Origin of the sequence: Pseudomonas sp. S5D5, assembly GCF_003013355.1 — a bacterium.
Classification (GTDB): domain Bacteria; phylum Pseudomonadota; class Gammaproteobacteria; order Pseudomonadales; family Pseudomonadaceae; genus Aquipseudomonas; species Aquipseudomonas aylmerensis.
Window position 1 is genome coordinate 602,501 of record NZ_PTEO01000001.1, and the last position, 21,536, is coordinate 624,036.

The following is a 21,536-nucleotide window of genomic DNA, read 5'->3' on the forward strand; positions in this document are numbered from 1 at the left end:
CCTGCGCGGAAGATGTAACGGGGCTCAAACCATACACCGAAGCTACGGGTATCACGTAAGTGATGCGGTAGAGGAGCGTTCTGTAAGCCTGTGAAGGTGAGTTGAGAAGCTTGCTGGAGGTATCAGAAGTGCGAATGCTGACATGAGTAACGACAATGGGTGTGAAAAACACCCACGCCGAAAGACCAAGGTTTCCTGCGCAACGTTAATCGACGCAGGGTTAGTCGGTCCCTAAGGCGAGGCTGAAAAGCGTAGTCGATGGAAAACAGGTTAATATTCCTGTACTTCTGGTTATTGCGATGGAGGGACGGAGAAGGCTAGGCCAGCTTGGCGTTGGTTGTCCAAGTTTAAGGTGGTAGGCTGAGATCTTAGGTAAATCCGGGATCTTAAGGCCGAGAGCTGATGACGAGTTAACTTTTAGTTAACGAAGTGGTTGATGCCATGCTTCCAAGAAAAGCTTCTAAGCTTCAGGTAACCAGGAACCGTACCCCAAACCGACACAGGTGGTTGGGTAGAGAATACCAAGGCGCTTGAGAGAACTCGGGTGAAGGAACTAGGCAAAATGGCACCGTAACTTCGGGAGAAGGTGCGCCGGTGAGGGTGAAGGACTTGCTCCGTAAGCTCATGCCGGTCGAAGATACCAGGCCGCTGCGACTGTTTATTAAAAACACAGCACTCTGCAAACACGAAAGTGGACGTATAGGGTGTGACGCCTGCCCGGTGCCGGAAGGTTAATTGATGGGGTTAGCTAACGCGAAGCTCTTGATCGAAGCCCCGGTAAACGGCGGCCGTAACTATAACGGTCCTAAGGTAGCGAAATTCCTTGTCGGGTAAGTTCCGACCTGCACGAATGGCGTAACGATGGCGGCGCTGTCTCCACCCGAGACTCAGTGAAATTGAAATCGCTGTGAAGATGCAGTGTATCCGCGGCTAGACGGAAAGACCCCGTGAACCTTTACTATAGCTTTGCACTGGACTTTGAATTTGCTTGTGTAGGATAGGTGGGAGGCTTTGAAGCGTGGACGCCAGTCTGCGTGGAGCCATCCTTGAAATACCACCCTGGCAACTTTGAGGTTCTAACTCAGGTCCGTTATCCGGATCGAGGACAGTGTATGGTGGGTAGTTTGACTGGGGCGGTCTCCTCCTAAAGAGTAACGGAGGAGTACGAAGGTGCGCTCAGACCGGTCGGAAATCGGTCGTAGAGTATAAAGGCAAAAGCGCGCTTGACTGCGAGACAGACACGTCGAGCAGGTACGAAAGTAGGTCTTAGTGATCCGGTGGTTCTGTATGGAAGGGCCATCGCTCAACGGATAAAAGGTACTCCGGGGATAACAGGCTGATACCGCCCAAGAGTTCATATCGACGGCGGTGTTTGGCACCTCGATGTCGGCTCATCACATCCTGGGGCTGAAGCCGGTCCCAAGGGTATGGCTGTTCGCCATTTAAAGTGGTACGCGAGCTGGGTTTAGAACGTCGTGAGACAGTTCGGTCCCTATCTGCCGTGGACGTTTGAGATTTGAGAGGGGCTGCTCCTAGTACGAGAGGACCGGAGTGGACGAACCTCTGGTGTTCCGGTTGTCACGCCAGTGGCATTGCCGGGTAGCTATGTTCGGAATAGATAACCGCTGAAAGCATCTAAGCGGGAAACTAGCCTCAAGATGAGATCTCACTGGAACCTTGAGTTCCCTGAAGGGCCGTCGAAGACTACGACGTTGATAGGTTGGGTGTGTAAGCGCTGTGAGGCGTTGAGCTAACCAATACTAATTGCCCGTGAGGCTTGACCATATAACACCCAAGCAATTTGCTTGCTTCGAGCTGAAAGGCAAAAGAGCACCAGATTGCGGTGTGTGAAGACGAAATGAACCGAAAGTTCGACGTTCACAAAACACCGAAAGCTATCACATACCCAATTTGCTGAAGCGAGACCACATGGTCGCGACTCAGTACCCGAATTTCTTGACGACCATAGAGCATTGGAACCACCTGATCCCATCCCGAACTCAGCAGTGAAACGATGCATCGCCGATGGTAGTGTGGGGTTTCCCCATGTGAGAGTAGGTCATCGTCAAGATTAAATTCCAGAACCCCTGTTTGCTAACGCAAACAGGGGTTTTGTTTTGGGCGGTCGAAAATGCGCCAGGGACGTGGCTGAGGCCTTTAGCGCTTATGTCCGGCCTTTCTATGCAATGACCCTGCGCATGGCTATCATGCGTGCCTCATTGTGAGGCGATACTTGCATGCTGACGTTGTTAAAACTTCTGAAAGACGGCCGATTTCACTCCGGAGAAGCACTTGGCGCCGCCCTGGGCGTCAGTCGAAGTGCAGTCTGGAAACAACTCCAGCACCTTGAGGCAGAGCTGAACCTGCCCATCCATAAGGTTCGTGGCAAAGGGTATCAATTGGCTTCGCCGCTGGTGTTCTTGAGTGCTGAGGAGATCGCGCTGTTTGCGCCCTCGTTGGCGTGGCCTGTTCATATTTCCGACTCCATTGACTCTACCAATGCCGAAGCACTGCGCCTTGTCGAGACAGGCTCTGCGGCGCCGTTCCTAGTGCTGGCGGAGCAGCAAACAGCAGGAAGAGGCAGGCGTGGCCGAAAGTGGGTCAGCCCCTTCGCGCAAAATGTGTATTACAGCCTTGTACTGCGTATAGAGGGTGGTCTTCGACAGCTTGAAGGTTTGAGTCTTGTTGTTGGCCTGGCTGTCATGCAGGCCCTGCGTGAGTCGGGTATGCGCGGGGCTGCCTTGAAGTGGCCAAACGATGTGTTGGTTGGGCAGAAAAAAATTGCCGGGATATTGCTGGAATTGGTAGGGGACCCTGCTGATATCTGTCACGTTGTCCTAGGAATCGGGATCAATGTGAATATGCAGAGGGCTGACGAGGTTGATCAGCAATGGACATCGGTGCAGCTCGAGACGGGGGCTCCTGTCAATCGTAATGTCTTGGTGGCCCAACTCGGTTTGCAGTTGCAAAGCTATCTTGATCGTCATAGAACCGCTGGCTTCGCAGCACTTCAGGCGGAATGGGAGCAGAGTCATGCGTGGCAGGGCAAGGCGGTATCGCTCATTGCAGGTGTCAACCAAGTGGATGGCGTGGTGCTGGGTGTCGATGGGCAAGGTGCTTTGCGTTTAAGCGTCGATGGGGTCGAGAAAATATACAGTGGTGGTGAGTTAAGCCTGAGGTTGCGTGATGATTCTTGAGCTCGACTGTGGGAATAGCTTTATCAAATGGCGTGTGCTCGGCTCAGGTGGGGTAGGCGCTTGCGCAGAGGGCGTTGCGGGTTCGGATGTCGCGTTGATAGAAAGCCTGGTGGCGTTGCCTGGCTTGTCGCTGACGCGCTGCCGGTTGGTGAGCGTTCGTGCCCAGGAAGAAACAAGCAGGCTTGCCGAGGCGCTGGTGGAGGCTTTTGGCGTTGCTGTTTCCTGTGCGGCCTCTGCGCGTGAAATGGCAGGCGTACGTAACGGCTACGAGGATTTCGAGCGTCTTGGGCTTGATCGGTGGCTGGCAATGTTGGGTGGATTCAAATTGGCTTCAGGTGCTTGCCTCGTGCTTGATTTTGGTACGGCGGCGACTGCAGATTTTATTGCTGCAGATGGCGAGCACCTCGGCGGCTTTATTTGTCCTGGTATGCCGCTCATGCGAAACCAGCTGCGTACGCACACGCGCAAGATCCGTTACGACGATGCCGCTGCCGAAAGGGCTCTGGAGCGCCTTTCTCCTGGTCGTACGACCGTAGAGGCGGTCGAGCGCGGCTGCACGCTGATGCTCAGGGGGTTTGTGTTGACTCAGCTTGAGCAGGCCCGTAGCTACTGGGGTGATGACTTCACTGTGTTCCTGACCGGTGGAGATGCCGATCTGGTCCGAGATGCCGTGCCCCAGGCCCGACTCGTTCCTGACCTGGTTTTTGTCGGGTTGGCGATGGCGTGTCCTTTATCTTGAGGTGATTATGCGTTGGCTGTTTTTGCTTTTACTCGTCCTCAACGCCTTCTACTACATTTGGCACCAGCAAGAAGCGCCTCTGCGCGCCAAGGATGTCACGCCCTTGAGTCTCTATCGGGGTTCTCAGCAGGATATTCGACTGCTGAGTGAATCGTCGGATGCCGTGGTCCGCAGGGATCGGGCAAAAGCGTCCGATGCGCAAAGCACCTGCTTGTACATCGGCGGCTTTGCGGATCAGCACGAAGCGCAATCTCTCGAGCAGCGTCTCATTAGCCTGGATATAAAGGTCAAGCTTCAGTTGCTGAGTACGCCCGACGTCTCGGGTTACTGGCTTCGCGTAGCCCCGGAAAGCCGACGCCTGGCAGATGATCTGCCCTTTGAAAACCTTGCTAAGGAATTCAATGAGTTAAAACATAAAATAATGCTGTGCGAAGGCATTGCAACTCTCGAATAGTTTGCATAGAATGGCGCCCGCTTCGCAGTGAAGACCTTTAAGGCCTTCAGTGAGAGGCGAGGTCAACGCAGCTAACCTCATATTTTTAAATGAGAAAATGCTTGACAGAAGGCCGGCGTGATGTAGAATGCCGGCTCGCTTAGGAGGGGTTCCCGAGCGGCCAAAGGGATCAGACTGTAAATCTGACGTCTACGACTTCGAAGGTTCGAATCCTTCCCCCTCCACCATTTTTAGCGTGAGCTGCAAGCTCCGCGGGTATAGTTTAGTGGTAGAACCTCAGCCTTCCAAGCTGATGATGCGGGTTCGATTCCCGCTACCCGCTCCAAGTTTGCAGGTTGTGCACGGTGTTTTGCTCTTGTAGCTCAGTTGGTAGAGCACACCCTTGGTAAGGGTGAGGTCAGCGGTTCAAATCCGCTCAAGAGCTCCATATAACAAGGCAGATATGAAAATATCTGCCTTTGTTTTAACAGCTGCCTCGGCTTGATTGTGTTGTGCTTGGCTTTGTTGCTGGGTGTTTTCAAGTCTCTAGGGGTTGGTTGTTGTAAAGTCTTTTTCAGGCCTGCATAATGGTCGGCCTGATTTTGTTTTAGGTCAGTAGCTCAATTGGCAGAGCGACGGTCTCCAAAACCGTAGGTTGGGGGTTCGATTCCCTCCTGACCTGCCAGATTCACGTGGTGTGTCTGGCTTTCTTTTCACAGGATCTTCATAGATGACTCCTAAGGCTGAAGCTCAAAGCTCTCGTTTCGATCTCGTCAAGTGGCTCGCCGTAGTCGCATTGGTGGTCGTAGGCGTTGTTGGCAATCAGTACTACTCTGCTTCGCCGATCCTGTACCGCGTCCTCGCTTTGCTCGCCCTTGCCGCTGTAGCTGCCTTTGTAGGCCTGCAGACTGCTAAAGGCAAGTCGTTCGCGGTCCTGGTAAAGGAAGCTCGCACCGAAATCCGTAAAGTCGTTTGGCCGACTCGCCAAGAAACCACGCAGACCACGTTGATCGTTGTGGCTGTTGTTCTGGTTATGGCGTTGCTGTTGTGGGGGCTTGATTCCCTGCTCGGCTGGCTTGTTTCCTTGATTGTTGGCTAAGGGTGTCCCGTGGCTAAGCGTTGGTACGTTGTGCATGCTTACTCGGGTTACGAGAAGCATGTTATGCGCTCTTTGCTAGAGCGCGTAAAGCTCGCAGGCATGGAAGATGGCTTCGGCGAAATTCTGGTTCCCACTGAAGAAGTGGTTGAAATGCGGAATGGCCAGAAGCGTAAAAGCGAACGCAAGTTCTTCCCTGGCTACGTGCTGGTTCAGATGGACATGAATGAAGGTACTTGGCACTTGGTCAAGGACACTCCTCGTGTCATGGGTTTTATCGGCGGTACTGCTGATAAGCCTGCTCCGATCACCGACAAAGAGGCAGAAGCAATTCTGCGTCGTGTTGCTGACGGTAGCGACAAGCCCAAGCCGAAGACTTTGTTCGAGCCGGGTGAGGTTGTTCGTGTCACAGATGGTCCGTTTGCTGATTTCAACGGTACCGTCGAAGAAGTTAACTACGAAAAGAGCCGGATCCAAGTGGCAGTGCTCATTTTCGGTCGCTCTACTCCGGTAGAGTTGGAGTTCAGCCAGGTCGAGAAGGTCTAGCTGGGCAAGCATCCCAACCCCGCAGCCTTAGGCTGTGGGGTTTTGTCGTCACTGGGATAAACGCGCAAGTAACCGGGGAGCCTTTCGAGGCGTTAGAACCCGTAATTGGAGTGCCTCATGGCCAAGAAGATTACCGCTTACATCAAGCTGCAAGTGAAGGCCGCTCAGGCCAACCCTAGCCCACCCGTCGGTCCAGCTCTGGGTCAGCACGGCGTGAACATCATGGAATTCTGCAAGGCCTTCAACGCCCGTACTCAGGGTCTTGAACCAGGTCTGCCGACTCCAGTGATCATCACTGTATACAGCGACCGTAGCTTCACTTTCGAAACCAAGTCGACCCCGGCTTCGGTTCTGCTGAAGAAAGCTGCTGGTCTGACTAGCGGTTCCGCTCGTCCTAACACCGTTAAGGTTGGCACCGTGACTCGTGCTCAGCTGGAAGAAATCGCGAAAACCAAAAACGCGGATCTGACTGCAGCTGATATGGATGCAGCCGTGCGTACCATCGCCGGTTCTGCTCGTAGCATGGGCCTTAACGTGGAGGGTGTGTAATGGCTAAGCTGACCAAGCGCCAAAAGGCTATCGCCGGCAAAATCGAAGCAGGCAAGTCCTACAACTTTGTAGACGCTGCTGCCCTGCTGACCGAGCTGTCGACTGTCAAGTTCAGCGAGTCCGTTGACGTTGCTGTAAACCTGGGTGTTGACCCACGTAAATCCGACCAGGTCGTTCGTAGCGCAACTGTGCTGCCACACGGTACCGGTAAGACTGTACGTGTAGCTGTCTTCACCCAAGGCCCGGCAGCTGAAGCTGCTCTGGCCGCCGGCGCTGACCGCGTTGGCATGGACGACCTGGCTGCCGAAATGAAAGGCGGCGACCTGAACTACGACGTAGTTATTGCTTCCCCGGATGCAATGCGCGTTGTAGGTCAGTTGGGTCAGATCCTCGGTCCACGTGGTCTGATGCCTAACCCGAAAGTCGGCACCGTGACTCCAGACGTAGCTACCGCGGTTAAAAACGCCAAGGCTGGTCAGGTTCGTTATCGCACCGACAAAAACGGCATCATTCACACCTCCGTTGGCAAAGTCGGCTTCGACGCCGTCAAGCTGAAGGAAAACGTTGAAGCCCTGATCGCTGATCTGAAGCGTATCAAGCCAGCTTCCTCGAAAGGTATCTACGTCAAGCGCGTTACCCTGAGCACCACTATGGGCCCAGGTCTGGTCATCGACCAAGGCTCGCTGGACGTATAAGACACAGATTGGCGTGAGAGATTGCGCCAATTGAAAAAATTGGGGTCCCTGCCTGGCGGGGGCTATCCAAGACCGTAGGCGGCGCAAGTCTTAAACCACAAGCCTACGCAGATGGTGCTCCCGGTTCCTTACCGAATCAGACACCAAAACGACATCCGGCTTCGGCCAGATGAAACGGTAACAAGCAGGAGTTAAACCCGTGGCAATTAATCTCGAAGACAAGAAGGCCATCGTCGCTGAAGTCAACGAGGCTGCCAAAGCTGCTCTGTCCGCTGTCGTGGCTGATGCCCGTGGTGTGACAGTAGGCGCTATGACCGGACTCCGTAAAGAGGCTCGTGAAGCTGGCGTATACGTACGTGTTGTACGTAACACCCTGCTCAAGCGCGCTGTTGCTGACACTGAATACAGTGTTCTCAACGACGTGTTCACCGGCCCGACTCTGATCGCGTTCTCCAAAGAACATCCAGGCGCTGCTGCCCGTTTGTTCAAAGAATTCGCCAAGAGTCAGGATAAGTTCGAGATCAAGGCAGCTGCGTTCGAGGGCAAGTTCCTCGCAGCTAACCAAATCGACGTACTGGCAACACTGCCGACCCGCGACGAAGCCATTTCGCAGCTGATGAGCGTGATTCAAGGCGCTACCAGCAAGCTGGCTCGTACTCTGGCTGCAGTTCGCGAGCAAAAAGAAGCTGCCGCAGCCTAAGGCTGAGCGACTTCTCTCGCGTATTTTTGTTTATTTCGATGGCCGCGTAGGCCGTCCCCCAATTCAGGAAATACAGCAATGTCTATCTCCCAAGACGATATCCTCAACGCCGTAGCTGAAATGTCGGTTCTGCAGGTTGTTGAGCTGATCAAAGCTTTCGAAGAAAAATTCGGCGTTTCCGCTGCCGCTGCTTCCGCTGGCCCAGCTGCTGCTGCTGCCGTTGTTGAAGAGCAAACCGAATTCAACGTCATGCTGACCGAAGCTGGCGAGAAGAAAGTAAACGTGATCAAGGCAGTACGTGAACTGACCGGTCTGGGCCTGAAAGAAGCCAAGGCTGTAGTTGACGGCGCTCCTGCCCTGGTTCTGGAAGCTGTTGCCAAAGACGCAGCTGACAAAGCCAAAGCAGTACTGGAAGAAGCAGGCGCTAAAGTCGAGCTGAAGTAAGCATCGACCTTGCGTCTCCAGCCCAAGCGTTAAGCTGAAGGCTGATGGCTGGTGGCTCTTGCCACCGGCCTTTTTCCGTTCTTGGCTGTCGACTCGGTCGCCGCCATTAACGCGCTGTAGCCACCCGATGCGGTGGTGCAAACCATGGGGTTTGCAAGATTTTCTGGCTGCTCCCGTCGGAGGGGCCAAACAAGCAGGTGACCAAGCTGGGGAACGCTGATGGCTTACTCATATACTGAGAAAAAACGTATCCGCAAGGACTTTAGCAAGTTGCCGGACGTCATGGATGTCCCGTACCTTCTGGCTATCCAGCTGGATTCGTATCGTGAATTCTTGCAGGCGGGAGCGACCAAAGATCAGTTCCGCGACGTGGGCCTGCATGCGGCCTTCAAATCCGTTTTCCCGATCATCAGCTACTCCGGCAATGCTGCGCTGGAGTACGTCGGTTATCGCCTGGGCGAACCGGCATTTGATGTCAAAGAATGCGTGTTGCGCGGTGTTACGTACGCCGTACCTTTGCGGGTAAAAGTCCGCCTGATCATTTTCGACAAAGAATCGTCGAACAAAGCGATCAAGGACATCAAAGAGCAAGAAGTCTACATGGGCGAAATCCCATTGATGACTGAGAACGGTACCTTCGTTATCAACGGTACCGAGCGTGTTATCGTTTCCCAGCTGCACCGTTCCCCGGGCGTGTTCTTTGACCACGACCGCGGCAAGACGCACAGCTCCGGCAAGCTCCTGTACTCCGCGCGGATCATTCCGTACCGTGGTTCGTGGTTGGACTTCGAGTTCGACCCTAAAGACTGCGTGTTCGTGCGTATCGACCGTCGTCGCAAGCTACCGGCCTCGGTACTGCTGCGCGCGCTCGGCTATACCACCGAGCAAGTGCTGGACGCCTTCTACACCACCAACGTATTCAGCCTGAAGGATGAAACCCTCAAGCTGGAGCTGATCGCTTCGCGTCTGCGTGGTGAAATTGCCGTCCTGGACATCCAGGATGAAAAAGGCAAGGTCATTGTTGAAGCTGGCCGTCGTATCACTGCGCGCCACATCAACCAGATCGAAAAAGCCGGTATCAAAGAGCTGGAAGTGCCTCTGGACTACGTACTGGGTCGCACTACCGCCAAGGTCATCGTTCACCCGGCTACAGGCGAAATCCTGGCTGAGTGCAACACCGAGCTGAACACCGAGATCCTGGCCAAAATCGCCAAGGCTCAGGTCGTTCGCATCGAGACCCTGTACACCAACGACATCGACTGCGGTCCGTTCATCTCCGACACTCTGAAGATCGACTCCACCAGCAACCAATTGGAAGCGCTGGTCGAGATCTATCGCATGATGCGTCCTGGCGAGCCACCGACCAAAGACGCTGCCGAGACCCTGTTCAACAACCTGTTCTTCAGCCCTGAGCGCTATGACCTGTCTGCGGTCGGCCGGATGAAGTTCAACCGTCGTATCGGTCGTACCGAGATCGAAGGTTCGGGCGTGTTGTGCAAGGAAGACATCGTCGCGGTACTGAAGACTCTGGTCGACATCCGTAACGGTAAAGGCATCGTCGATGACATCGACCACCTGGGTAACCGTCGTGTTCGCTGCGTAGGCGAAATGGCCGAGAACCAGTTCCGCGTTGGCCTGGTGCGTGTTGAGCGTGCGGTCAAAGAGCGTCTGTCGATGGCTGAAAGCGAAGGCCTGATGCCACAAGACCTGATCAACGCCAAGCCAGTGGCTGCGGCGGTGAAAGAGTTCTTCGGCTCCAGCCAGCTCTCGCAGTTCATGGACCAGAACAACCCGCTCTCCGAGATCACCCACAAGCGCCGTGTTTCGGCACTGGGCCCAGGCGGTCTGACCCGTGAGCGTGCAGGCTTTGAAGTTCGTGACGTACACCCGACGCACTACGGTCGTGTTTGCCCGATCGAAACGCCGGAAGGTCCGAACATCGGTCTGATCAACTCCCTGGCTGCGTATGCGCGCACCAACCAGTACGGCTTCCTCGAGAGCCCGTACCGCGTGGTGAAAGACGCTCTGGTCACCGACGAGATCGTGTTCCTGTCCGCCATCGAAGAAGCGGATCACGTGATCGCCCAGGCCTCGGCCACGATGAACGACAAGAAAGTCCTGGTCGACGAGCTGGTAGCGGTTCGTCACTTGAACGAGTTCACCGTCAAGGCGCCGGAAGACGTCACCTTGATGGACGTTTCGCCGAAGCAGGTAGTTTCGGTTGCAGCGTCGCTGATCCCGTTCCTCGAGCACGACGACGCCAACCGTGCGTTGATGGGTTCCAACATGCAGCGTCAAGCTGTACCGACCCTGCGCGCTGACAAGCCGCTGGTAGGTACCGGCATGGAGCGTAACGTAGCCCGTGACTCCGGCGTTTGCGTCGTGGCTCGTCGTGGCGGCGTGATCGACTCCGTTGATGCCAGCCGTATCGTGGTTCGTGTTGCCGATGACGAAGTTGAAACTGGCGAAGCCGGTGTCGACATCTACAACCTGACCAAATACACCCGCTCGAACCAGAACACCTGCATCAACCAGCGTCCGCTGGTGAGCAAGGGGGATCGCGTTCAGCGTAGCGACATCATGGCCGACGGCCCGTCCACCGACATGGGTGAACTGGCACTGGGCCAGAACATGCGCATCGCGTTCATGGCATGGAACGGCTTCAACTTCGAAGACTCCATCTGCCTGTCCGAGCGTGTTGTTCAAGAAGACCGTTTCACCACGATCCACATTCAGGAACTGACCTGTGTGGCACGTGACACCAAGCTTGGGCCAGAGGAAATCACTGCAGACATCCCGAACGTGGGTGAAGCTGCACTGAACAAGCTGGACGAAGCCGGTATCGTTTACGTAGGTGCTGAAGTCGGCGCAGGCGACATCCTGGTAGGTAAGGTCACTCCGAAAGGCGAGACCCAACTGACTCCAGAGGAAAAACTGCTGCGTGCGATCTTCGGTGAAAAAGCCAGCGACGTTAAAGACACCTCCCTGCGCGTACCTACCGGTACCAAGGGTACTGTCATCGACGTACAGGTCTTCACCCGTGACGGCGTTGAGCGTGATGCTCGTGCACTGTCCATCGAGAAGACCCAGCTCGACGAGATCCGCAAGGATCTGAACGAAGAGTTCCGTATCGTTGAAGGCGCGACCTTCGAACGTCTGCGTTCCGCCCTGGTAGGCCACAAGGCTGAAGGCGGCGCAGGTCTGAAGAAAGGTCAGGACATCACCGACGAAGTTCTCGACGGTCTTGAGCACGGCCAGTGGTTCAAACTGCGCATGGCTGAAGATGCTCTGAACGAGCAGCTCGAGAAGGCCCAGGCCTATATCGTTGATCGTCGCCGTCTGCTGGACGACAAGTTCGAAGACAAGAAGCGCAAACTGCAGCAAGGCGATGACCTGGCTCCAGGCGTGCTGAAAATCGTCAAGGTTTACCTGGCAATCCGTCGTCGCATCCAACCGGGCGACAAGATGGCCGGTCGTCACGGTAACAAAGGTGTGGTCTCCGTGATCATGCCGGTTGAAGACATGCCGCACGATGCCAATGGCACACCGGTCGACGTCGTCCTCAACCCGTTGGGCGTACCTTCGCGTATGAACGTTGGTCAGATCCTTGAAACCCACCTGGGCCTCGCGGCCAAAGGTCTGGGCGAGAAGATCAACCGTATGATCGAAGAGCAGCGCAAGGTCGCAGACCTGCGTAAGTTCCTGCACGAGATCTACAACGAGATCGGCGGTCGCAACGAAGAGCTGGACACCTTCTCCGACCAGGAAATCCTGGATCTGGCGAAGAACCTGCGCGGCGGCGTTCCAATGGCTACCCCGGTGTTCGACGGTGCCAAGGAAAGCGAAATCAAGGCCATGCTGAAACTGGCAGACCTGCCAGAAAGCGGCCAGATGCAGCTGTTCGACGGCCGTACCGGCAACAAGTTCGAGCGCCCGGTTACTGTTGGCTACATGTACATGCTGAAGCTGAACCACTTGGTAGACGACAAGATGCACGCTCGTTCTACCGGTTCGTACAGCCTCGTTACCCAGCAGCCGCTGGGTGGTAAGGCTCAGTTCGGTGGTCAGCGTTTCGGGGAGATGGAGGTCTGGGCACTGGAAGCATACGGTGCTGCTTACACTCTGCAAGAAATGCTCACAGTGAAGTCGGACGATGTGAACGGTCGGACCAAGATGTACAAAAACATCGTGGACGGCGATCACCGTATGGAGCCGGGCATGCCCGAGTCCTTCAACGTGTTGATCAAAGAAATTCGTTCCCTCGGCATCGATATCGATCTGGAAACCGAATAACACGTGACGCGAATCGAGAGCGGGGCCGTTTAGCCCGCTCTCTGCTCCGCCAGGAGGAAAGGCCTTGAAAGACCTACTGAATTTGCTGAAAAACCAGGGTCAAGTCGAAGAGTTCGACGCCATCCGTATTGGATTGGCATCGCCTGAGATGATCCGTTCGTGGTCGTTCGGTGAAGTTAAAAAGCCGGAAACCATCAACTACCGTACGTTCAAACCTGAGCGTGACGGCCTGTTCTGCGCCAAGATCTTTGGCCCGGTAAAGGATTACGAGTGCCTGTGCGGTAAGTACAAGCGCTTGAAGCACCGTGGTGTGATCTGCGAGAAGTGCGGCGTTGAAGTTGCACTGGCCAAGGTTCGTCGTGAGCGCATGGCGCACATCGAGCTGGCTTCGCCGGTTGCCCACATCTGGTTCCTGAAATCGCTGCCGTCCCGTATCGGCTTGCTGATGGACATGACCCTGCGTGATATCGAACGCGTTCTCTACTTCGAGAGCTATGTCGTTATCGATCCAGGCATGACCACCCTTGAAAAAGGTCAGCTGCTGAACGACGAGCAGTACTTCGAAGCGCTGGAAGAATTCGGTGACGATTTCGATGCCCGCATGGGTGCCGAAGCTGTCCGCGAACTGCTGCACGCTATCGACCTGGAGCACGAGATTGGTCGTCTGCGTGAAGAGATTCCGCAAACCAACTCCGAAACCAAGATCAAGAAGCTGTCCAAGCGTCTGAAGTTGATGGAAGCCTTCCAGGGTTCCGGCAACCTGCCAGAGTGGATGGTGCTGACCGTTCTGCCGGTTCTGCCGCCAGACCTGCGTCCGCTGGTACCGTTGGATGGTGGTCGTTTCGCGACTTCCGACCTCAACGACCTGTACCGTCGCGTGATCAACCGTAACAACCGCTTGAAGCGCCTGCTCGACCTGTCCGCTCCGGACATCATCGTGCGCAACGAAAAGCGTATGTTGCAAGAAGCTGTCGATGCCTTGCTCGACAACGGTCGTCGTGGCCGCGCTATCACCGGTTCGAACAAGCGTCCTCTGAAATCCTTGGCCGACATGATCAAGGGCAAGCAAGGTCGTTTCCGTCAGAACTTGCTCGGTAAGCGTGTTGACTACTCCGGTCGTTCGGTAATTACCGTAGGCCCGACCCTGCGTCTGCACCAGTGCGGTCTGCCGAAGAAGATGGCTCTCGAGCTGTTCAAGCCGTTCATTTTCGGCAAGCTGGAAATGCGCGGTCTCGCGACCACCATCAAAGCCGCCAAGAAAATGGTCGAGCGCGAACTGCCAGAGGTTTGGGACGTTCTCGCTGAAGTGATCCGTGAACACCCGGTTCTCCTCAACCGTGCACCGACCCTTCACCGTCTGGGTATCCAGGCGTTTGAACCGGTACTGATCGAAGGTAAGGCTATTCAGCTGCACCCGCTGGTCTGTGCTGCGTACAACGCCGACTTCGACGGCGACCAAATGGCCGTGCACGTACCGCTGACACTGGAAGCCCAGTTGGAAGCGCGCGCGTTGATGATGTCGACCAACAACATTCTGTCGCCAGCCAACGGTGAGCCAATCATCGTTCCGTCGCAGGACGTTGTACTGGGTCTGTACTACATGACCCGTGAAGCGATCAACGCCAAGGGCGAAGGTCGTGTGTTCGCTGACCTGCAGGAAGTTGACCGTGTGTTCCGTGCCGGCGAAGCCGCACTGCACGCCAAGGTCAAGGTGCGGATCAACGAAACCGTCAACGACCGTGACGGCGGCAGCGTGACCAACACCCGTATCGTCGACACCACTGTCGGCCGTGCGCTGTTGTATCAAGTTGTGCCAAAAGGTCTGTCGTACGATGTCGTCAACCTGCCGATGAAGAAAAAGGCGATCTCCAAGCTGATCAACCAGTGCTACCGCGTGGTTGGTTTGAAAGAGACCGTGATCTTCGCTGACCAGTTGATGTACACCGGTTTTGCTTATTCGACCATTTCCGGCGTTTCCATCGGCGTTAACGACTTCGTTATCCCGGATGAAAAAGCCCGCATCATCGGTGCAGCCACCGACGAAGTGAAAGAGATCGAAAGCCAGTACGCTTCCGGCCTGGTAACCCAGGGCGAGAAGTACAACAAGGTGATCGACCTTTGGTCCAAGGCGAACGACGAAGTATCCAAGGCGATGATGGCCAACCTCTCGAAAGAGAAAGTCATCGACCGCCACGGCGTCGAAGTTGACCAGGAATCCTTCAACTCGATGTACATGATGGCCGACTCGGGCGCACGGGGTTCTGCTGCGCAGATCCGTCAGCTCGCCGGTATGCGTGGCCTGATGGCCAAGCCGGACGGCTCCATCATCGAAACGCCGATTACTGCGAACTTCCGTGAAGGTTTGAGCGTACTTCAGTACTTCATCTCCACTCACGGTGCTCGTAAAGGTCTGGCGGATACCGCGTTGAAAACCGCTAACTCCGGTTACCTGACGCGTCGTCTGGTAGACGTTGCACAAGATCTGGTTGTAACCGAGATCGATTGCGGCACCGAGCACGGCCTGCTGATGACTCCGCACATTGAAGGCGGTGACGTTGTAGAGCCGCTGGGTGAGCGCGTATTGGGTCGTGTTATTGCCCGTGACGTATTCAAGCCAGGTACCGAGGAAGTTATCGTTCCTGCCGGCACTCTGGTCGACGAGAAGTGGGTCGAGTTCATCGAACTCAACAGCATCGACGAAGTGATTGTTCGCTCGCCGATCAGCTGCGAAACCCGCTATGGCATTTGCGCCAAGTGCTACGGCCGTGACTTGGCTCGTGGTCACCAGGTGAACATCGGTGAAGCGGTCGGCGTTATCGCTGCCCAGTCCATCGGTGAGCCGGGTACCCAGCTGACCATGCGTACGTTCCACATCGGTGGTGCGGCAAGCCGGACCTCCGCAGCTGACAGCGTTCAGGTGAAGAATGGCGGTACCGTCCGTCTGCACAACCTGAAGCACGTTGAGCGAGTGGATGGCCACCTGGTTGCTGTGTCCCGTTCCGGTGAGCTGGCAATCGCTGATGACTACGGTCGTGAGCGTGAGCGCTACAAGCTGCCGTACGGTGCTGTGATCTCGGTTAAAGAAGGTGACAAGGTCGACGCTGGCGCAATCGTGGCCAAGTGGGATCCGCACACTCACCCAATCGTTACCGAAATGAAAGGTACCGTGACCTACGTGGGCATGGAAGAAGGCATCACGATCAAGCGTCAGACTGACGAATTGACCGGTATGACCAACATTGAAGTACTCGACGCGAAAGATCGTCCAGCTGCCGGTAAAGACATCCGTCCTGCCGTGAAGATGGTCGATGACAACGGCAAGGACTTGTTGCTGCCAGGCACTGACGTAATCGCTCAGTACTTCCTGCCAGCCAACGCCCTGGTCGGTGTAGCGGATGGTGCGAAGATCGCGATCGGTGATGTTATCGCGCGTATCCCGCAAGAAACTTCGAAGACCCGTGACATCACCGGTGGTCTGCCGCGTGTTGCCGACTTGTTCGAAGCTCGTCGTCCGAAAGAAGCGTCGATTCTGGCTGAAGTCAGCGGTACCATCGCGTTCGGTAAAGAGACCAAGGGCAAGCGCCGTCTGGTCATTACCCCGAACGACGGTAGCGATCCGTATGAAGAGCTGATTCCGAAGTGGCGTCACCTGAACGTGTTCGAAGGCGAACAGGTAAACCGCGGCGAAGTTATCTCCGACGGTCCAAGCGATCCACACGACATCCTGCGTCTGCTGGGTGTGAGTGCGCTGGCCAAGTACATCGTTAACGAGATCCAGGACGTTTACCGCCTGCAAGGCGTGAAGATCAACGATAAGCACATCGAGACCATCCTGCGTCAGATGCTGCGTAAAGTTGAAATCGCTGAGTCTGGCGATTCCAGTTTCATCAAGGGCGACCAGATGGAATTGACTCACGTGCTGGTGGAAAACGAGCGCCTGACGAACGAAGAGAAATTCGTTTCCAAGTTCACTCGCGTGCTGCTGGGTATCACCAAGGCGTCGTTGTCGACTGAGTCGTTCATCTCGGCGGCCTCCTTCCAGGAGACCACTCGCGTACTGACCGAAGCAGCGGTAACCGGCAAGCGCGATTACCTGCGCGGCCTGAAAGAAAACGTGGTCGTGGGTCGTCTGATCCCGGCAGGTACCGGTTTGGCTTACCACAGCGAGCGCAAGCGCCGCCGTGATGCTGACAAGCCGCTGCGCGTAAGCGCCAGTGAAGTGGAAGCTGCACTGACCGAAGCGCTGAACTCTAGCGGTAACTGAGTTCTGCGATAAATAAGTCTGGGCCCTGGCAGCCCCCATTCGTCGGATCGAGGCAATTTTGTCGCGGTTCGATGAGAGGGGAGGTCGGGGCCTTGCCTTGACTGGGGACAAGATCCTCTTTAGACTCTTGTACCCCTAAATTTGGCGGGAATTCGTTCCTGCCATTTTGCTTTTCTTGCAAGACAATAGCGTCGCAAGACAACAGTGGAGCTAGTAGATGGCAACTATCAACCAGCTGGTACGTCAGCCGCGTAAGCGTATCGTCGAGAAATCCGACGTACCTGCGCTGCAGAACTGCCCGCAACGTCGTGGCGTATGCACTCGCGTGTATACCACTACGCCGAAAAAACCTAACTCGGCACTGCGTAAAGTATGCCGTGTGCGTCTGACCAACGGTTTCGAGGTTTCCTCGTACATCGGTGGTGAAGGCCACAACCTGCAAGAGCACAGCGTGGTACTGATCCGCGGCGGTCGTGTAAAAGACTTGCCAGGTGTTCGTTACCACACCGTACGCGGCTCCTTGGATACTTCCGGCGTTAAAGGTCGTAACCAGGGTCGTTCGAAGTACGGTACCAAGAAGCCTAAGTAGTAGCGGCTTTTTGTAAAACTGAATCATCTTATTTTCTGAGTCGATAAGAGTAAGGTCGGAGGCGTCCCGAAAGGGCACCGATTCCGAGCGAACCTGAAGACCGTTTGAGGGCTTATCCATGCCAAGAAGACGCGTAGCAGCCAAGCGCGAAGTGCTTGACGATCCAAAATACGGAAGCCAAATTCTGGCCAAGTTCATGAACCACGTGATGGAAAGCGGCAAGAAAGCCGTTGCCGAGCGTATCGTTTATGGCGCGCTGGAAAAGGTTAAAGAACGCAAGAACAGCGACCCCCTGGAAATCTTCGAGAAAGCTCTCGACGCCATCGCTCCGCTGGTCGAAGTGAAGTCGCGCCGTGTAGGCGGTGCTACTTACCAGGTTCCGGTTGAAGTTCGTCCGTCCCGTCGTAACGCTCTGGCAATGCGCTGGTTGGTAGACTTCGCCCGTAAGCGCGGCGAGAAGTCTATGGCTCTGCGTTTGGCTGGCGAACTGTTGGACGCTGCTGAAGGTAAAGGTGCTGCTGTTAAGAAGCGTGAAGACGTGCACCGTATGGCTGAAGCTAACAAAGCTTTCTCGCACTACCGCTTCTAATCTTAGCTTCACTAATTTTGCGAGGGCTTTATGGCTCGTACTACTCCGATTAGCCGCTACCGTAACATCGGTATCGTTGCTCACGTGGATGCTGGTAAAACCACCACCACCGAGCGCGTACTGTTTTACACCGGCAAAAGTCACAAAATGGGCGAGGTGCATGATGGCGCCGCGACCACAGACTGGATGGTTCAGGAGCAGGAGCGTGGTATTACCATTACTTCTGCTGCTATTACCGCCTTCTGGAAAGGTTCCGAGAAGCAGTACAAGGATGAGCACCGCTTCAACGTAATCGATACCCCGGGCCACGTAGACTTCACCATTGAAGTTGAGCGTTCCCTGCGCGTACTCGACGGCGCTGTCGTTGTGTTCTGTGGTACTTCGGGTGTTGAGCCTCAGTCGGAAACCGTATGGCGTCAAGCCAACAAATACGGCGTTCCACGTCTTGTTTACGTAAACAAGATGGACCGTGCTGGTGCCAACTTCCTGCGCGTGATCGGTCAGATCAAGCAGCGTCTGGGTCACACCCCGGTGCCAATCCAATTGGCTATCGGTTCCGAAGACAACTTCCAGGGTCAGATCGATCTGATCAACATGGAAGCTGTTTACTGGAATGACGCTGACAAAGGTATGGTCCCTGTTCGCAAGCCTATCCCTGCAGAACTGCAGGAACTGGCTGACGAATGGCGCAATAACATGGTTGAGGCTGCTGCCGAAGCCAGCGAAGAGCTGATGAACAAGTACCTCGAAGGTGAAGAACTCACCAACGCGGAAATCAAGGCCGCTCTGCGTCAGCGTACTATCGCTGGTGAGATCGTCTTGGCTGTTTGCGGTTCTTCCTTCAAGAACAAGGGTGTTCCCCTGGTTCTCGACGCCGTTATCGACTACCTGCCTGCCCCAACTGACATTCCTGCTATCAAGGGTACCAACCCTGATAACGAGGAAGAAGAGATGGAGCGTCACGCCGATGACAGCGAGCCGTTCTCGGCTCTGGCGTTCAAGATCGCTACTGACCCATTCGTGGGTACTTTGACCTTCGTCCGCGTTTACTCGGGCGTGTTGGCCTCCGGCGACGGCGTGATCAACTCGGTTAAAGGCAAGAAAGAGCGCGTGGGTCGTATGGTGCAAATGCACGCAAACGCCCGTGAAGAGATCAAGGAAGTACGCGCTGGTGACATCGCGGCCCTGATCGGCATGAAGGACGTCACCACTGGTGAGACTTTGTGCGACGCTGCTAAGCCAATCATCCTGGTTCGCATGGACTTCCCGGAGCCGGTTATTTCGGTTGCCGTTGAGCCTAAGACCAAGGATGACCAGGAAAAAATGGGTATCGCTCTGGGCAAACTTGCTCAGGAAGATCCATCTTTCCGCGTCAAGACTGATGAAGAGACTGGTCAAACGATCATCTCCGGCATGGGCGAGTTGCACCTGGACATCCTGGTTGACCGGATGCGCCGTGAGTTCAACGTCGAAGCCAACATCGGTAAGCCTCAGGTTTCCTATCGTGAGCGCATCACGAAGAACTGTGAAATCGAAGGCAAGTTCGTTCGTCAGTCCGGCGGTCGTGGTCAGTTCGGTCACTGCTGGATCCGTTTTGCTCCTGCTGACGAAGGTCAGGAAGGTCTGCAATTCGTGAACGAAGTAGTTGGTGGTGTTGTTCCTAAGGAATACATCCCGGCTATCCAGAAGGGTATCGAAGAGCAGATGAAGAACGGTGTTGTTGCCGGCTATCCGCTGATCGGCCTGAAAGCAACCGTTTTTGACGGTTCTTACCACGACGTCGACTCCAACGAGATGGCGTTTAAGGTGGCTGCTTCCATGGCAACCAAGCAACTGGCCCAGAAGGGCGGTGGTGAGTTGCTTGAGCCAATCATGGCGGTAGAAGTTGTTACACCTGAAGACTATATGGGTGATGTCATGGGCGACCTTAACCGTCGTCGCGGCATGATCTTGGGTATGGAAGACACGGTTTCCGGCAAAGTGATTCGCGCCGAGGTTCCGTTGGGTGAGATGTTCGGTTACGCGACCGACGTTCGCTCCATGTCTCAGGGTCGCGCAAGCTACTCTATGGAATTCAAAAAATACAACACAGCTCCGGCGCACATCGCTGAAACTGTATCCAAAAAACAAGGCTGATTCAGTCCTTTAGGCAAGGAGTTAATTGTCGTGGCTAAAGAAAAATTTGATCGTTCCCTACCGCACGTAAACGTTGGCACCATCGGCCACGTTGACCACGGTAAAACCACTCTGACCGCTGCTCTGACTCGCGTCTGCTCCGAAGTTTTCGGTTCGGCTCGTGTTGACTTCGACAAGATCGACAGCGCACCAGAAGAAAAAGCTCGTGGTATCACCATCAACACCGCGCACGTTGAGTACAACTCGACTATTCGTCACTACGCTCACGTTGACTGCCCAGGTCACGCTGACTACGTGAAGAACATGATCACTGGTGCTGCCCAGATGGACGGCGCGATCCTGGTTTGCTCGGCCGCTGATGGTCCGATGCCACAAACCCGTGAGCACATCCTGCTGTCCCGTCAGGTAGGCGTTCCGTACATCGTGGTTTTCCTGAACAAGGCTGACCTGGTAGACGACGCTGAGCTGCTGGAACTGGTTGAGATGGAAGTGCGCGATCTGCTGAGCACTTACGACTTCCCAGGCGACGACACTCCGATCATCATCGGTTCTGCTCGTATGGCTCTGGAAGGTAACGACGAAAACGAAATGGGCACCACTGCCGTTCGTAAACTGGTTGAAACTCTGGACACCTACATCCCAGAACCAGTTCGTCTGACCGACAAGCCGTTCCTGATGCCAATCGAAGACGTATTCTCGATCTCCGGTCGCGGTACTGTTGTGACTGGTCGTATCGAGCGCGGTATCGTTCGCGTTCAAGATCCACTGGAAATCGTTGGTCTGCGTGACACCACCGTCACCACCTGCACTGGTGTTGAAATGTTCCGCAAACTGCTCGACGAAGGTCGTGCTGGCGAGAACTGCGGCGTTCTGCTGCGTGGTACCAAGCGTGACGACGTTGAGCGTGGCCAGGTTCTGGTTAAGCCAGGTTCGGTTAAGCCGCACACCAAGTTCACCGCAGAAGTTTACGTTCTGAGCAAAGAAGAAGGCGGCCGTCATACTCCGTTCTTCAAAGGCTACCGTCCACAGTTCTACTTCCGTACTACTGACGTGACTGGTAACTGCGAACTGCCAGAAGGCGTTGAAATGGTAATGCCAGGCGATAACATTCAAATGACTGTTACCCTGATCAAGACCATCGCAATGGAAGACGGTCTGCGCTTCGCAATCCGCGAAGGCGGCCGTACCGTTGGTGCTGGTGTTGTAGCTAAAATCATCGAGTAATTATCTCTTCTGAGATAGCTCGATTTTTTGAGAAGGCCCCCG

General features: G+C 55.1%; 15 protein-coding genes, 4 tRNA genes and 2 rRNA genes (1 of these 21 cut by a window edge). All 21 read left to right on the plus strand.

Annotated features, from left to right (window positions below; translation table 11 throughout):
- Positions 1-1,785: ribosomal RNA gene (locus C9990_RS02840) — 23S ribosomal RNA — on the plus strand (it extends 1,107 nt beyond the left edge of the window).
- A 170-nt stretch (positions 1,786-1,955) separates the two neighbouring features.
- Positions 1,956-2,071 (plus strand): 5S ribosomal RNA (rrf, locus tag C9990_RS02845).
- A gap of 166 nt (positions 2,072-2,237) precedes the next feature.
- The gene (birA, locus tag C9990_RS02850; RefSeq protein ID WP_106802490.1) at positions 2,238-3,197 is read left to right on the plus strand and encodes a bifunctional biotin--[acetyl-CoA-carboxylase] ligase/biotin operon repressor BirA; all 960 of its coding nucleotides are present in this window, start codon (positions 2,238-2,240) and stop codon (positions 3,195-3,197) included.
- On the plus strand, positions 3,187-3,936 hold the full coding sequence (locus C9990_RS02855; protein WP_106802491.1) for a pantothenate kinase: 750 nt from the start codon (positions 3,187-3,189) through the stop codon (positions 3,934-3,936). The genes birA and C9990_RS02855 overlap by 11 nt, the downstream gene beginning before the upstream one ends.
- A gap of 7 nt (positions 3,937-3,943) precedes the next feature.
- On the plus strand, positions 3,944-4,390 hold the full coding sequence (locus C9990_RS02860; RefSeq protein WP_106802492.1) for a hypothetical protein: 447 nt from the start codon (positions 3,944-3,946) through the stop codon (positions 4,388-4,390).
- 142 nt (positions 4,391-4,532) lie between these two features.
- Positions 4,533-4,617: transfer RNA gene (locus tag C9990_RS02865), tRNA-Tyr, on the plus strand.
- Between the two features lie 24 nt (positions 4,618-4,641).
- A tRNA-Gly gene (locus tag C9990_RS02870) sits at positions 4,642-4,715 on the plus strand.
- Between the two features lie 26 nt (positions 4,716-4,741).
- A tRNA-Thr gene (locus C9990_RS02875) sits at positions 4,742-4,817 on the plus strand.
- 161 nt (positions 4,818-4,978) lie between these two features.
- Positions 4,979-5,054: transfer RNA gene (locus C9990_RS02880), tRNA-Trp, on the plus strand.
- A 45-nt stretch (positions 5,055-5,099) separates the two neighbouring features.
- A complete protein-coding gene (gene secE / locus C9990_RS02885; RefSeq protein ID WP_003194658.1) occupies positions 5,100-5,468 on the plus strand; it encodes a preprotein translocase subunit SecE in 369 nt (122 codons plus the stop codon).
- Positions 5,469-5,477: 9 nt separating this feature from the next.
- Positions 5,478-6,011 (plus strand): transcription termination/antitermination protein NusG, encoded by a 534-nt coding sequence (nusG, locus tag C9990_RS02890; protein WP_003176436.1) that lies wholly within the window; start codon positions 5,478-5,480, stop codon positions 6,009-6,011.
- A gap of 117 nt (positions 6,012-6,128) precedes the next feature.
- Positions 6,129-6,560, plus strand: coding sequence for a 50S ribosomal protein L11 (gene rplK / locus C9990_RS02895; RefSeq protein ID WP_003176435.1), 432 nt, complete (start codon positions 6,129-6,131; stop codon positions 6,558-6,560).
- Complete coding sequence (gene rplA / locus C9990_RS02900; protein ID WP_003176434.1) at positions 6,560-7,255, plus strand: 50S ribosomal protein L1; 696 nt, start codon at positions 6,560-6,562, stop codon at positions 7,253-7,255. Before rplK ends, rplA begins: the two co-directional genes overlap by 1 nt.
- Before the next feature lie 199 nt (positions 7,256-7,454).
- Positions 7,455-7,955 (plus strand): 50S ribosomal protein L10, encoded by a 501-nt coding sequence (rplJ, locus tag C9990_RS02905; RefSeq protein WP_016969477.1) that lies wholly within the window; start codon positions 7,455-7,457, stop codon positions 7,953-7,955.
- Between the two features lie 78 nt (positions 7,956-8,033).
- Positions 8,034-8,399, plus strand: coding sequence for a 50S ribosomal protein L7/L12 (gene rplL, locus C9990_RS02910; RefSeq protein WP_016969476.1), 366 nt, complete (start codon positions 8,034-8,036; stop codon positions 8,397-8,399).
- Positions 8,400-8,618: 219 nt separating this feature from the next.
- Entirely contained in the window at positions 8,619-12,692 is a 4,074-nt protein-coding gene (gene rpoB, locus C9990_RS02915) for a DNA-directed RNA polymerase subunit beta (protein ID WP_025857208.1), read from the plus strand.
- A gap of 64 nt (positions 12,693-12,756) precedes the next feature.
- Positions 12,757-16,956 (plus strand): DNA-directed RNA polymerase subunit beta', encoded by a 4,200-nt coding sequence (gene rpoC / locus C9990_RS02920; RefSeq protein ID WP_065909923.1) that lies wholly within the window; start codon positions 12,757-12,759, stop codon positions 16,954-16,956.
- A gap of 217 nt (positions 16,957-17,173) precedes the next feature.
- Complete coding sequence (rpsL, locus tag C9990_RS02925) at positions 17,174-17,545, plus strand: 30S ribosomal protein S12 (RefSeq protein WP_002555494.1); 372 nt, start codon at positions 17,174-17,176, stop codon at positions 17,543-17,545.
- Positions 17,546-17,663: 118 nt separating this feature from the next.
- Positions 17,664-18,134 (plus strand): 30S ribosomal protein S7, encoded by a 471-nt coding sequence (rpsG, locus tag C9990_RS02930; RefSeq protein ID WP_002555493.1) that lies wholly within the window; start codon positions 17,664-17,666, stop codon positions 18,132-18,134.
- Between the two features lie 30 nt (positions 18,135-18,164).
- On the plus strand, positions 18,165-20,270 hold the full coding sequence (fusA, locus tag C9990_RS02935) for an elongation factor G (protein WP_065909927.1): 2,106 nt from the start codon (positions 18,165-18,167) through the stop codon (positions 20,268-20,270).
- A gap of 30 nt (positions 20,271-20,300) precedes the next feature.
- The gene (gene tuf, locus C9990_RS02940; RefSeq protein ID WP_025857206.1) at positions 20,301-21,494 is read left to right on the plus strand and encodes an elongation factor Tu; all 1,194 of its coding nucleotides are present in this window, start codon (positions 20,301-20,303) and stop codon (positions 21,492-21,494) included.
- Positions 21,495-21,536: the final 42 nt, after the last annotated feature.